The 13510-nt window shown below is 45.6% G+C and carries 11 protein-coding genes; 9 read left to right on the top strand and 2 right to left on the bottom strand.

Annotated elements, in window-relative coordinates:
• Positions 1 to 75 precede the first annotated feature (75 nt).
• The 6 genes from gyrA (at position 76) to rpsA (ending at position 9951) form a co-directional block, all read left to right on the top strand.
• Positions 76 to 2781, top strand: a complete 2706-nt coding sequence (gene gyrA / locus J8N69_RS00590; protein WP_168822069.1) for a DNA gyrase subunit A — start codon at positions 76 to 78, stop codon at positions 2779 to 2781.
• 89 nt (positions 2782 to 2870) lie between these two features.
• Positions 2871 to 3950, top strand: a complete 1080-nt coding sequence (gene serC, locus J8N69_RS00585) for a 3-phosphoserine/phosphohydroxythreonine transaminase (protein ID WP_168822070.1) — start codon at positions 2871 to 2873, stop codon at positions 3948 to 3950.
• A gap of 41 nt (positions 3951 to 3991) precedes the next feature.
• A complete protein-coding gene (gene pheA, locus J8N69_RS00580; protein ID WP_168822071.1) occupies positions 3992 to 5113 on the top strand; it encodes a prephenate dehydratase in 1122 nt (373 codons plus the stop codon).
• Between the two features lie 25 nt (positions 5114 to 5138).
• Positions 5139 to 7385, top strand: a complete 2247-nt coding sequence (locus J8N69_RS00575) for a bifunctional prephenate dehydrogenase/3-phosphoshikimate 1-carboxyvinyltransferase (RefSeq protein ID WP_168822072.1) — start codon at positions 5139 to 5141, stop codon at positions 7383 to 7385.
• Positions 7386 to 7404: 19 nt separating this feature from the next.
• Positions 7405 to 8088, top strand: coding sequence for a (d)CMP kinase (gene cmk / locus J8N69_RS00570; protein ID WP_168822073.1), 684 nt, complete (start codon positions 7405 to 7407; stop codon positions 8086 to 8088).
• A 180-nt stretch (positions 8089 to 8268) separates the two neighbouring features.
• A complete protein-coding gene (rpsA, locus tag J8N69_RS00565; RefSeq protein ID WP_168822074.1) occupies positions 8269 to 9951 on the top strand; it encodes a 30S ribosomal protein S1 in 1683 nt (560 codons plus the stop codon).
• Positions 9952 to 10104: 153 nt separating this feature from the next.
• Here the strand turns inward: rpsA and J8N69_RS00560 are convergent, their stop codons facing one another.
• Together J8N69_RS00560 and tsaA are read right to left on the bottom strand one after the other, a co-directional pair.
• Complete coding sequence (locus J8N69_RS00560) at positions 10105 to 10353, bottom strand: hypothetical protein (protein ID WP_168822075.1); 249 nt, start codon at positions 10351 to 10353, stop codon at positions 10105 to 10107.
• Between the two features lie 14 nt (positions 10354 to 10367).
• Positions 10368 to 11084, bottom strand: a complete 717-nt coding sequence (gene tsaA / locus J8N69_RS00555; protein ID WP_168822076.1) for a tRNA (N6-threonylcarbamoyladenosine(37)-N6)-methyltransferase TrmO — start codon at positions 11082 to 11084, stop codon at positions 10368 to 10370.
• A gap of 132 nt (positions 11085 to 11216) precedes the next feature.
• On the opposite strand from tsaA, the gene J8N69_RS00550 reads away from it, so the two are divergent.
• From J8N69_RS00550 to rsfS, 3 genes are read left to right on the top strand one after another with little or no spacing between them, the layout of a single operon-like run.
• Positions 11217 to 12476 (top strand): glutamate-5-semialdehyde dehydrogenase, encoded by a 1260-nt coding sequence (locus tag J8N69_RS00550; RefSeq protein WP_168822077.1) that lies wholly within the window; start codon positions 11217 to 11219, stop codon positions 12474 to 12476.
• Positions 12466 to 13131: a nicotinate-nucleotide adenylyltransferase gene (gene nadD, locus J8N69_RS00545; protein ID WP_227803927.1), complete on the top strand. Its 666-nt coding sequence runs from the start codon at positions 12466 to 12468 to the stop codon at positions 13129 to 13131. Before J8N69_RS00550 ends, nadD begins: the two co-directional genes overlap by 11 nt.
• 14 nt (positions 13132 to 13145) lie before the next feature.
• A complete protein-coding gene (gene rsfS / locus J8N69_RS00540) occupies positions 13146 to 13499 on the top strand; it encodes a ribosome silencing factor (protein ID WP_113915820.1) in 354 nt (117 codons plus the stop codon).
• Positions 13500 to 13510 lie beyond the last annotated feature (11 nt).

Genomic DNA, 13510 nt, shown 5'->3' with positions numbered 1-13510 from the left:
TGGTATAATGCGGCGCTTATAAAAAGATATTAGGAAGTACTTCTGACTTCCGAGGCATAAGGATCGATTGTACCTATGGGTGAATTAGCCAAAGAAATTATTCCCGTCAGTATCGAAAATGAACTTAAGGGGTCTTACCTAGATTACGCGATGAGCGTTATCGTAGGCCGAGCATTACCTGATGTGCGAGACGGGTTAAAGCCGGTTCACCGTCGCGTTCTATTTGCGATGAATGAACTTAAAAATGATTGGAATAAACCGTACAAAAAATCGGCGCGTATCGTCGGTGATGTAATCGGTAAGTATCACCCGCATGGTGATTCTGCTGTATACGATACGATTGTTCGTATGGCGCAGCCTTTCTCCATGCGCTACACCTTGGTTGATGGTCAGGGTAACTTCGGTTCTGTCGATGGTGACAGTGCGGCGGCAATGCGTTATACCGAAATTCGAATGGCGAAAATTGCTCACCATCTGTTAATGGATCTTGAGAAAGAAACCGTCGACTTTGTGCCGAACTATGATGGCACGGAATTTATGCCAGAAGTATTGCCTGCGCGCGTGCCTGGGCTGTTGGTCAATGGCTCGGCGGGTATCGCAGTCGGTATGGCGACTAATATCCCTCCTCATAATCTCGGTGAGATCATTGATGGTTGTTTGGCGGTTATTAATAACGCTGACATTACCGTTGATGAGCTTATTGATCACATACCAGGGCCAGACTTCCCAACGGGGGCGTTTATTAATGGCCGTGCTGGTATTATTGAGGCCTATAAAACAGGTCGTGGGCGTATTTATATGCGTGCTCGCCATCATTTTGAAGACATGGAAAAAGGCAATCGCCAGTCCATCGTTTTCACTGAAATTCCTTATCAGTTGAATAAGGCGAGGGTGATTGAAAAAATCGCTGAGCTCGTTAAAGAGAAAAAACTGGAAGGTATCAGTGAGCTTCGAGATGAGTCCGATAAAGACGGTATGCGTATCGTTATCGAGTTGCGTCGTGGTGAAAACCCAGATGTGGTAGTGAATAATATTTTCACGCAAACTCAATTGCAGTCTGTGTTTGGCATCAACATGGTGGCCTTGGTTGATGGTCGCCCACAGCTGCTTAACTTAAAACAAATTCTTGAATGTTTCGTTAAGCACCGCCGTGAAGTGGTGACGCGCCGTACTATTTTTGAACTGCGTAAAGCGCGTGAGCGTGGTCATATTCTTGAAGGTTTGGCGGTTTCGTTAGTCAACATTGATCGCGTCATTGAATTAATTCGTACCTCGCCCACTTCGGCAGAAGCAAAAGAAAAGTTAGTTGGCGAGTCGTGGCAGCCTGGCGATGTTATGGCCATGCTTGAGCGTGCTGGTGCTGATGCTTGTCGTCCTGATGATTTGGACGTCGCTTATGGTTTTGTTGACGGGGCGTATCATTTGTCTCCTGAGCAAGCGCAAGCAATCTTGGATTTGCGTTTACATCGCTTAACTGGCTTAGAGCATGACAAGTTGCTTGGCGAATACAAAGCGCTGATTGAGACCATTGGCGAACTGCTGAATATCTTGTCTAATCCTGATCGTTTGATGGAAGTCATTCGTGAAGAGCTGGAAGAGGTTCGAGATACTTTTGGTGACGCTCGTCGTACCGAAATATTGACGTCTCGTCAGGACTTAACCATAGCCGATTTGATTGATGAAGCGCCGATGGTGGTGACGATTTCGAATACGGGTTACGCAAAATCTCAGCCATTGGTAGAGTATCAAGCTCAACGCCGTGGCGGTCGTGGTAAATCGTCTGCCAGCATGAAAGACGAAGATCACATTGAGCACCTCCTAGTAACCAGTAGTCATGACACCATTATGCTGTTCAGTAATTTTGGTAAGGTTTATTGGTTACGTGTGTTTGAGATCCCAGTAGCGAGTCGTGGTGCTAAAGGTCGTCCTATCGTCAATCTACTACCATTGCGCGAAGGGGAATCGATTTCCGCTTTGTTGCCTTTGCCAGTGGTTGAGGCGGTTGAAGTCGATTCGGAAGCGGATGACGAAGTGGCTGATGATGCGATCGTTGAAGCAAGTAGCTATATCTTTATGGCAACGGCAAACGGCACAGTGAAGAAAACCGCGATGCAGCATTTTGCTCGCCCTCGCTCTACTGGTTTGATTGCGCTGAGTCTAGACGAAACGGATGAGTTGGTTGGTGTGTCTGTTACCAATGGCGAAAACGACATTATGTTGGTTTCCTCTTCTGGTAAGACAATCCGCTTTAAAGAATCAGACGTTCGTGCTATGGGTCGTACTGCGGCTGGTGTTCGTGGTATTCGCTTGAATGAAGACGCCAAGGTGGTGTCGCTTATCGTTCCTCAGGAAGGCTCTGCAGTCTTGATGGCGTGTGAAAATGGTTATGGTAAGCGTACTTTGGTAGAAGACTTCCCAGTGTATGGTCGTGGTGGTCAGGGGGTTATCGGTATTCAAGTGTCTGAGCGTAACGGCCCTGTGGTGGGTGCAGCTCAGGTTGATGAAACCGATGAGATTATTTTGATTACCGATCAGGGAACCTTGGTTCGTACTCGAGTGACCGAAGTATCATGTCAAGGTCGAAACACTCAGGGTGTTACTTTGATTCGCTTAACCAATGATGAACATCTGGTTGGTATTGAGCGTGTTGTTGAGCACGATGAAGAAGATATTGAGATGGATGAAACGGTTGAGATTGACGAAGCAGGCGATGCTATCGTTGATCAGGCGCCAAGTGATGGCGACGAATCTCCGGATATTCTTGATTCTGATACGGAATAGAAATTAAAGCGACGCACCTAGGTGCGTCGCTTTTGTTGTAGACAGTTCTTGTAAAGTAGTTCCTGAAAATACTAGAGGTAAAAAGCAGGATGAGCCGAGTATATAATTTTTGTTCTGGACCCGCCGCGCTTCCAGAAGCGGTTTTGAAAAAAGCACAGGCTGAAATGTTGGATTGGCATGGCGCGGGTGTTTCTGTGATGGAAATGAGCCACCGTAGTGTTGAGTTTATGTCTATTCTGGCATCGGCTAAGGCGCGTTTGTCGCGTTTGATGAACATTAGCGATGACTATGAGATTTTGTTTGTTCAGGGCGGTGCGTCTACTTTATTTGCCCAGATTCCGGCTAACTTGGTCAATGGCTTTGATTCGGCTTGTTTTCTGGACACGGGTGCTTGGTCTTCAAAAGCGATTAAAGAAGCGAAACGATACACTAGCGTCAATGTGGTGGGATCGTCAAAAGAGCAGAGCTATCTTACGGTTCCTGATTTTTCCACTTTGGCGTTGGATGAAAGTGCGGCGTATTTGCACCTTTGTCCAAACGAAACCATTGGCGGTTTAGAGTTTGCTGATTTGCCAGAAACCCGTTTGCCGATTGTGGCGGATTTGTCTTCAACCATTTTGTCTCGCAAGATCGATGTGAGCAAATATGGCTTGATTTACGCTGGCGCACAGAAAAATGTCGGTCCTGCTGGCGTGGTGATCTGCATTATTCGTAAGGATTTGCTGGCTCGTAGCAGTGATGAATTGCCCTCTATCTGGAATTTTGCCAATTTAGCGGCAAATGATTCCATGATCAATACACCACCAACTTTTGCGATTTATTTGGCGGATTTGGTGTTTGAATGGCTGGAAGAACAGGGCGGTGTTGAGGCGATTGAGGCGATTAATATTCGCAAGGCGCAAGCGCTGTACGATTTCATTGATGCCAGTGCTTTTTATTCCAATCCGGTTGACCCTGCCTATCGATCGCGTATGAATGTGCCGTTTATTTTGGCGGATGAGTCGTTGGAATCGCTTTTTTTACAAGAATCGGAAGCCGCTGGTCTGCGTACTTTGGCTGGGCATCGTTCCGTTGGTGGTATGCGTGCCAGTATATACAATGCCATGCCGATGGAAGGGATTGAGGCGTTGATTGATTTTATGCGTGCCTTTGAAAAGCGTCACGGATAATAGACACTCACAGACAATAAAAACCACGGATAACGAATAGCATGTCAAACTCTAAGCAAGCAGTGCCAGATACACTGCCTTTATTGCGTGATCGTATCGATTCGATTGATTCACAAATACAAATGCTGATTAATGAGCGCGCCGCCTGTGCTCAAAAGGTCGCTGACGTTAAATTGGCCGAGCAGGGTGGCGATGCGGTTGTGTTTTATCGCCCAGAGCGTGAAGCGCAAGTGTTACGCAGAGTGATGGAGCGCAACGAAGGGCCGCTGGGGAATGAAGAAATGGCGAAGATTTTTCGTCAGGTGATGTCTTCATGTCTTGCGCTTGAACGGCCAATGCGCATTGCGTTTTTAGGGCCAGAAGGCACTTTTACACAGCAAGCAGCGTTGAAACACTTTGGTAAGTCTATTATCAGTGCGCCTATGGCAGCGATTGATGAAGTGTTTCGTGAAGTGGAGTCTGGCGCGGCAAATTATGGTGTTGTGCCGGTTGAAAACTCGACAGAAGGCGTTGTTAATCATACCTTAGACAGTTTTCGCGATTCGCGTTTGAAAATTTGTGGTGAGGTAGAAGAGCGTATTCATCATCATCTTTTGGTGAGTCCCAATATTAATGCCGATGATGTGACACATATTTATTCGCATCAGCAGTCGTTGGCGCAATGTCGTGCTTGGCTGGACCGTTATTGGCCTCATGTAGAGCGTGTTGCGGTGAGCTCCAATGCGGAGGCAGCCCGACTTGCCGCCGATGCGGGTCGAAGTGGTCGGGCCATTGCGGCTATAGCGGGCGAAGTGGCTTGTGAATTGTATGGTTTGGTAAAAGTCTCTTCTAATATTGAAGATCGCCCAGACAATACAACGCGTTTCTTGATCGTTGGTAATCAGGATGTGCCGCCCAGTGGTAAAGACAAAACCTCTTTACTGATCAGTGCTAAAAATGAGCCGGGGGCTTTGTATCGCTTACTTGAGGCGTTTGAGCGACATGGTGTTGATATGACGCGCCTAGAAACGCGCCCTTCTTTAATGAGTCGCTGGGGGTATATATTTTATATTGACTTCGTCGGCCATTACTTAGATGAAAGTTGTCGCGCGGTAATAGAAGAATTGCGTGAGCGTGCATCGGAAGTGAAGGTGTTAGGTTCTTATCCTGTGGCTGTGCTGTAATCAATATATTTGAGAGTGTTGAGCTTTGACTGGTGAAAGTGGTTTTCAGGTGTCTGTTGATGTGACGCCCCAAGAAAAGAAGAAATTTGGCAATGTCATGATCATCGGTCTTGGCATGATCGGTGGTTCATTTGCAAAAGCGCTAAAAGAGCGTGGCTTGGCGACCTTGTATGGGGTTGATCGACGTGCAGGAGAATTAACGTTAGGTGTGTCGACGGGAGTGATTGACTACCCAGCGGATTTATCAAGTGATTTTATTGCTAAGATGGACGTTATTGTTCTGGCGACGCCAGTGAGAGCAATGGAGTCGGTTTTAGCGGATATTAAGCCTTTTTTGTCAGAGCGCACCTTGATAACGGATGTGGGGTCGACGAAAGGCAGTGTGGTTGCGGCGATTCGTCGTGTCTTTGGCTGTGTGCCGACAAATTTCATTCCTGGTCATCCTATTGCGGGAGCGGAAAAAAGCGGCGTATTGGCGTCTAACTCGCAGTTATTTGAGAAGCACATGGCGATCGTAACGCCTTTACCTGACAGTAATCCTATTTTGTTGGATCGTCTTCATCGTTTGTGGCGTGCGGTTGGTGCGGATGTGGTGAGCATGGATGTAGATCATCATGATCATGTGTTGGCCTCTTCCAGTCATTTGCCGCATTTGCTTGCCTACACCTTGGTGGATGCGTTGGCGAATGGCGAGCGCAGCCAAGATGTTTTTAAGTTCGCTGCGGGTGGTTTTCGTGATTTTACTCGTATTGCGTCAAGCGATCCGGTGATGTGGCGAGACGTTTTTCTTGCTAACAAAGACGCGACCTTGGCGACCTTGGATCACTTTACTGACCGTCTTGCCGATATGCGCACGGCGATAGAGCAAGGCGATGGCGCGAGTATGTTTGGTGTATTTACTCGGGCCAAATCTGCGCGTGACCATTTTCTTCGATTGTTGGAGCAGCGGACGCTTGGTTCGGTAAAAGAGGCTCGCCCGATATCTGTGTCGGTTTTGCCTGCATCGGCAATGAAAGGGGCTATTGCTTTATTGGGTGACAAATCTTTGTCACATAAAACCATTACTATAGCGGCGCTGTCGGAAGGTGTGAGTGAAATAAAGAACATTGATTTGACTGGCGATGTTCGTATCACGATGCAGGCTTTTCGAGATATGGGGGTTGTTATTGAAGAGGTGGCGATGGATCAGCTGCGGATTCATGGAGTCGGACTTCGTGGTTTGAAAGCCCCTATTGCGCCTATTAATGTTCATCAATCAAGGGAAAGCTTGTATTTGTTGTTGCCTGTTTTGGCGGGGCAGTCTTTTACTGTGGTCGTTGCAGCAGAAGGTAAGCTCTTAAATCAATCAATGGGGGATTTGTTTTCTCTGGTGCGTCAAATGGGTGGTCAGGTTGTGTCTGAAGTGGCGGACTGCTTGCCTGTGAGTTTGGTACCGGGTGTGGCGTCGAATGTCTCTATTGATTTGCAAAGTGGTTCAGAGAGTTTGCGTATGGCGGCGTTTTTAGCCGCGTTGTATTCGCCTACTCAAGGGCAGGTTAAACCTTGGCTGTCTGGATTGTCTCACAGTGATGTTTTGTTGCGACACTTTGGGGCGACGATGTTTGCTGATGGGGATGGTTTTAGCGTTAAACCTGCCTCGTTAATGAGTACAAATCTTACCTTGTCTGGCGATGAATATGAAACGGCTTGGCTGGTGTTGTTGGCGAACTTGTTGCCTGGCTCTGAGTTGGCTATCACCAATGCTGGGCTGGATTCTGTGTCGTTTGCGTATTTGCGTTTTTTGCAATCCATCGGAGCGGATGTAACGATTCCTGAGCAAGATGGCTTTGGTTCTTATGAAGGTGTGGTAAAAGCGGCTTTTGCGGAATTGAGAGGCTTTTTATTAACGCCAGAGCAGAGTTATCAGTTTAGAGATAAGTTGCCCTTACTGTGTGTGGCAGCGGTGTATGCAACGGGTGAAAGTCGCATACAGGGGATTAATGCTTTGCCTTATTATTATGAGGATAGAGTGTTGGCGTTAGTGGATGCGCTTGCCCAGATGAAAATTGTTTGTACTTACGAAAATGGTGATTTGCTGATTAAAGGCGGTCTTCCGCTGGGTGGTGAACTGGATTGTGCGGGTGATGATAAGCTTGCGCTGGCCATGCTTGCGCTGGGGTCGAGAAGTCAGTCGGTAACTAAGGTAAATGACTGTCAAAAATTATTAGAAGAATTTAATGAGTTGGAGAGTGTTTCGGTGCAATTAGGTTTTCATTGCACGGTGACGCAATAGTTTTTTAAGAGGAATAGTTATGATCAACCAAGGCCCAGTTATTACGATTGATGGTCCAAGTGGTGCCGGCAAAGGCACTGTCAGTCAGTTAATCGCAGAAAAGCTGGGATGGCACATACTGGATAGTGGTGCTTTGTACCGACTGCTTGCCCTCGCGGTGTCTCATCATGGCATGTCTGCTGATGATGTGGAGTCGCTAAAAGTCTTGGCGGAGCATTTGGATATACAATTTGCGCAGTCTGAAGACGGAAAGGTTGAAATTATTCTAGAAGGCGAAGTCGTTACTCAAGCCATTCGTACCGAAGAGGTGGGGAATTGTGCCTCAAAATTGGCGGCGATTCCTGAAGTGCGTGAGGGCTTGTTGCTGCGTCAGCGGGCTTTTTCGCAAGCGCCTGGTTTGGTTGCGGATGGGCGTGATATGGGGACGGTGGTTTTTCCTTCTGCCTTGATTAAAATATTTTTAACGGCCTCGGCTGAGGAACGTGCGCAACGTCGTATGATGCAATTGCAGCAAAAAGGTGAAGCTGTTAATCTAAATGAATTGGTTAAAACGATTAAAGAACGAGACGAGCGAGATGCGAATAGAGCCATTGCTCCTCTTGTACCCGCCGCAGGCGCTTTAGTCATAGATAGCACAGATTTGAGCATAGAGCAGGTTGTCGAGATCATTTTTACTGAGACAGTAAAAGCCGGTCTTGTTTAATCTGTTCTTTCTTGTGTCTACTTTTTTGTATCTAAAATGTGCTAGAATAGATCAAATGTTATTCAAGTCGGTAAAGGTGCCAGCAAGCCTTTGTCGCATCATCCAAAAAAATTGACCCACATCGCTGGCAATGTGGTTATGGCCTAGTTCTTTTTATGGGCCGACTATATAGGAAATACAATGACTCAAAGCTTCGCAGAACTGTTTGAAGAAAGCCTATTAACCGTCGAAATGGCGCCAGGCTCAATTGTTACTGGTATCATTGTTGATATTGACAGTGAGTGGGTAACTGTTCATGCAGGTCTTAAATCTGAAGGCGTAATTCCTCGTTCTCAGTTCCTAACGGATAGTGGTGAGTTCAACCTAAACATCGGTGACGAAGTTAAAGTTGCGCTTGATGCTGTTGAAGATGGTTTCGGTGAGACTAAATTGTCTCGCGAAAAAGCTAAACGTGCAGAAACTTGGTCTGTTCTTGAAAAAGCTTACGAAGAAAACGCCATTGTTCACGGTGTTATCAATGGTAAAGTCAAAGGTGGCTTCACAGTTGATATCGCAAATATCCGTGCTTTCTTACCTGGTTCTTTGGTAGATGTTCGCCCAATCCGCGATACGTCTCATTTGGAAGGTGTGGATCTAGAGTTCAAACTTATCAAGCTTGATCAAAAACGTAACAACGTTGTTGTTTCTCGTCGTGCCGTTATGGAAGCGACTAACAGCGCTGAACGCGAAACATTGCTTGCTTCTCTTGAAGAAGGCCAAGAAGTTAAAGGTATCGTTAAGAACCTTACTGACTACGGTGCTTTCGTTGATCTTGGTGGTGTTGATGGTCTTCTACACATCACTGATATGGCTTGGAAGCGCATTAAGCACCCAAGCGAAATCATTGCTGTTGGTGATGAAATCGACGTTAAAGTACTTAAGTTCGACCGCGAGCGTAACCGTGTGTCTCTAGGTCTTAAGCAGTTGGGTGAAGATCCATGGGTTGCTATCAAAGCACGTTACCCAGAAAACACGAAAGTGACTGCTAAAGTTACTAACTTGACTGATTACGGTTGCTTCGCTGAACTTGAAGAAGGCGTAGAAGGTCTAGTACACGTTTCTGAAATGGATTGGACTAACAAAAACATTCACCCATCTAAAGTGGTTCAGATTGGTGATGAAGTTGAAGTTATGGTACTTGACATTGATGAAGAGCGTCGTCGTATTTCTTTGGGTATCAAGCAGTGCACCATGAACCCATGGGAAGAGTTTGCTACTTCTTTCAATAAAGGCGACAAAATCTCTGGCGCAATCAAGTCTATCACTGACTTTGGTGTGTTCATTGGTCTTGACGGCGGTATCGACGGCCTTGTTCACCTATCTGACCTATCTTGGGACGAAACGGGTGAAGATGCAGTACGTCAATACAAGAAAGGCGATATGCTAGAAACAGTAGTATTGTCTATCGATGCTGAGCGCGAGCGTATTTCTCTAGGTGTTAAACAGCTAGAAGAAGATCCGTTCCTTGCTTTCGTTGCTGAAAATGACAAAGGCACTATCGTTAACGGTACTGTCTCTGAAGTTGATGCGAAGGGTGCGGTAGTGGTTCTTGCTGAAGGTGTTGAAGCAACGTTGAAAGTATCTGAAATTAGCCGTGAGCGTGTTGAAGATGCAACAACTGCATTGAAAGAAGGCGATAAAGTAGAAGCTGCGATTATCAATGTTGATCGTAAAGCTCGTACTATCACGCTATCTATCAAGCAAAAAGATGCGACTGAAGAGAAAGCAGCGTTGAAATCTCACTCAGAGAAACAACAAAATGAATCCACTGGACCTACAACCATTGGTGACTTGATCAAAGCGCAACTAGAGAACCAAAACTAAGTTTTGTTTTTTGATTGTGAGTTGTGATAAAAAAGCGAGCTGAGGCTCGCTTTTTTTTATGAATTTTTTACCGATTTGAGTCGTATTTATTGACAGAAAAACTATACACATAACATGTGGATAACCATGGGTATAGACCTGGTGTAGGTTTAACTAACGCAGTGATTGCAGAAGTTTTTCGGTGTCTTTTTCATCCCAGTTTTCTTTGTTTAATAGGTCTTTGAGAATTTGACTTTGCTGGGCATTGTTAAGATTCTTTTGAAACTTTGCGTAATGAAAGTCTTTTATCAGGCGTTCGTCGTGTTTTGAGCGATAAATGGATGGGTTTTCGGTAGGCGCGTCTTTTTCTTCGTCAAGAGCATCGATTTTTTTATAAGTATTTAAGAATTGTTTTTTGTTCATTTTCTACTCGCTTCTTATTGCTCTATTCGCAGTATTTCAAAATGATCGTTTCTTGCACACCACTTCACATTGAGCTCCCAGAGCGTAATGCCATGTTCCCTGTCTAGCTGTTCAGACAAATACGAAGGTCTTGGGTCTTGTTCAATAACTTGTCTTATTAAAGTGGCTATGTCTCTATTGTGCAAATTTTGATAGTGCTCACATTGCGTTTTTGCTAAGTCTGAAAAGACAACCGGTTTTATTTGTGTTTTCACTGGGGGAGGCGCAAAGCCGTCTTTTGCATTGGCAATATTGTCTGCATAAGGTAGGTAAGGCTTTATATCGAGAACGGGTGTGCCATCGAGTAAATCTGCCCCATGTAGATCAATAAAAACTTTTTTATTTTCTTGGTAAATGCGTCCAATCTTTACAACGGACAGGCCTATTGGATTGGGTCTGTGTGTGGCCCGTGTGGCAAAAACCCCCATTTTTGTTTTTCCACCTAAGCGCGGTGGACGTATTTTGGCTTTCCAGCTTTCTGATATGCAGGCGTGAAAGATGAACTGAATCCAAATGTGTGAAAAGCCATCAATTCCGTCTAGTGTATCAAGTCTGTTGTAGGGTGGAATAAGCTCTAGGCGGGCGGTGGCTTCTGTGACCAGCCCCGGCTGACGAGGGATGCCAAATTTTTCTTTATAACAAGAGTGTACTATGCCTATCGTCTGTAAAGTAAATGAAGTGAGGGGCGGCATTAGGTAATCCTTTCGTGAAAATCTGCGCTAAATGAATAAAAATAGTGTGGTAGTATACTGTCTTGATGAAATAGATCGCGACTTATTTACCGATCTGATGTGTGTTCTTTTTACTTTTATTAGAGATCAAAAATGTCTATAGAATCTTATATGAATCGAATTGGTCAGCAAGCTAGAGCGGCGTCTCGTCTGCTTGCTAAAGCATCCACAAAGCAAAAAAACATAGCGCTTTTGGCTATGGCTGACGCTTTGGAAAATGCTCGACCTCGATTGATAGAGGAAAATGCGAAAGACATGGAGAACGGACGTGTTAAGGGTTTGGATTCTGCATTGCTAGACCGTTTGTTGCTTGATGATGCGCGTATTGATGGCATGGTGGAAGGTTTGAAGCAGGTGGCGTCTTTGCCTGATCCTATCGGTGAAATATCGGACATGGTGTATTTGCCATCCGGTATTCAGCGCGGGCAGATGCGTGTGCCACTGGGTGTTATTGGTATTATTTATGAGTCTCGCCCCAACGTCACCATCGATGCAGCTAGCCTATGTTTGAAATCTGGTAATGCGACTATTCTACGTGGCGGTTCAGAGGCTTTTTATTCAAATCAAGCCATTGCTGAGGCCGTAAAAGTGGGTGTGGTTGCCGCCGGTTTACCTGAACACGCTGTGCAAGTGCTTAATACGACAGACAGAGAGGCGGTCGGAATGTTGATTGCTATGCCTGAATTTGTTGACGTGATTGTGCCTCGTGGTGGCAAAGGTTTAATTGAGCGTATTAGTAAAGACGCTCGTGTTCCTGTTATTAAGCACTTAGATGGTAATTGTCATGTTTATGTCGATGAAGAAGCGGATTTAGATAAGGCTTTTGCTATTGCGATGAACGCCAAAACTCGTCGCTATGGTGTGTGTAATGCCATGGAATCATTGTTGTTGCATTCGGCCATCGCTGAAAATATATTGCCAACCTTAATGGCGGCGTACCAAGAAAAAGGGGTGGCTTTGGTGGGCTGTGATCAAGCTCGCGTTATTAGCTCGGTGATTGGTATCGCGACAGAAGAGGATTGGTACACAGAGTATTTGGCACCTAAGCTGTCAATTAAAATAGTATCGGATATGGATGAGGCGATAGCGCATATTAATAAATACGGCTCTCATCACACGGACGCGATAGTGTCACAGAACTATTCAAAAGCACGTGCGTTTATGACGGAGGTGGATTCTTCGTCGGTGATGGTGAATGCGTCTACGTCTTTTGCCGATGGGTTTGAGTATGGTTTTGGTGCTGAAATTGGCATATCTACGGACAAAATTCACGCTCGTGGCCCAGTTGGTTTGTTAGGGTTAACCAGTCAAAAATATATCGTGCTGGGCGATGGTCATACTCGTGACAACTGAGGCGAATAAGCCGGTTAAGCCTTCTGGGTTGGCTATTATGGGAGGAACGTTTGATCCGGTTCATAATGGCCACTTAAGAACGGCGGTTGAGATTTTAGATCACTACCACTATTCAGCGTTGAAGCTTGTCCCGTGTTTTCAACCTGTGCACAAAGATCGTCCCAGTGTGTCGGCTTTGCAGCGTCTTGAAATGGCTAAGCTTGCTACATCGAGTGACGTTAGGTTGAGTGTAGACGCTCGAGAAATAGACAGAGAAGGGCCAAGCTATACCATTGACACTTTGCGGGACATTCGGTCAGAGATTGGCGCGGAAGAGTCGTTGATTATGGTGTTGGGGATGGACAGCTTTTTGTCTCTTCCTACTTGGCATGATTGGCAGCAGCTAGTTAAATATGCGCACTTATTGGTGGTATCTCGTCCTGGCTGGGAGCCAGATTTGATTTCTGAATTAAGTGCTTTTTGCGAAAACTATCGTGCCGCATCGTCGCATGAGTTACAATGCGCGCCCTCAGGTCGGGTCTGGTTCGAGACCCTTACGCCTTTGGGGATATCCTCTAGCATGATTAGAGCGTTAGCTCGTAAAAACGAGTCGATTGCATATTTGTTGCCAGAGCCGGTTCAACAATACATAGAACAACATCAATTATATCGATAGGGTAACGTAATTATATGAGTCAGCTTAACCTCACAGCAGATCAAATTTTGGCTTTTGCTGTTGAAGCATTGGAAGATGTGAAAGGTGATAAGATCACAGTATTGAATGTTGGCAATCATACCGACATGATGGACTATATGGTGATTTGTACGGGCACCTCAAAGCGTCATGTGAATGCTTTGGGTCAAAACGTGTTTGAACATTTAAAAGGCCAAGGTCTTCAACCATTGGGTTCTGAAGGTCGTGGTATGGGCAGTGATTGGGTGTTGGTTGATTTGCATGATGTTGTTGTGCATGTGATGACAGAAGAAGCTCGAGCATTTTATGATCTTGAGAAATTGTGGGACATTAAGCCAGAACAAATGTAAGGCTCTTTTAA

The organism is Marinomonas profundi, assembly GCF_020694005.1.
GTDB lineage: Bacteria > Pseudomonadota > Gammaproteobacteria > Pseudomonadales > Marinomonadaceae > Marinomonas > Marinomonas profundi.
Note: the sequence above shows the minus strand (reverse complement) of the source record. Positions and strands in the feature narration are given on the sequence as shown.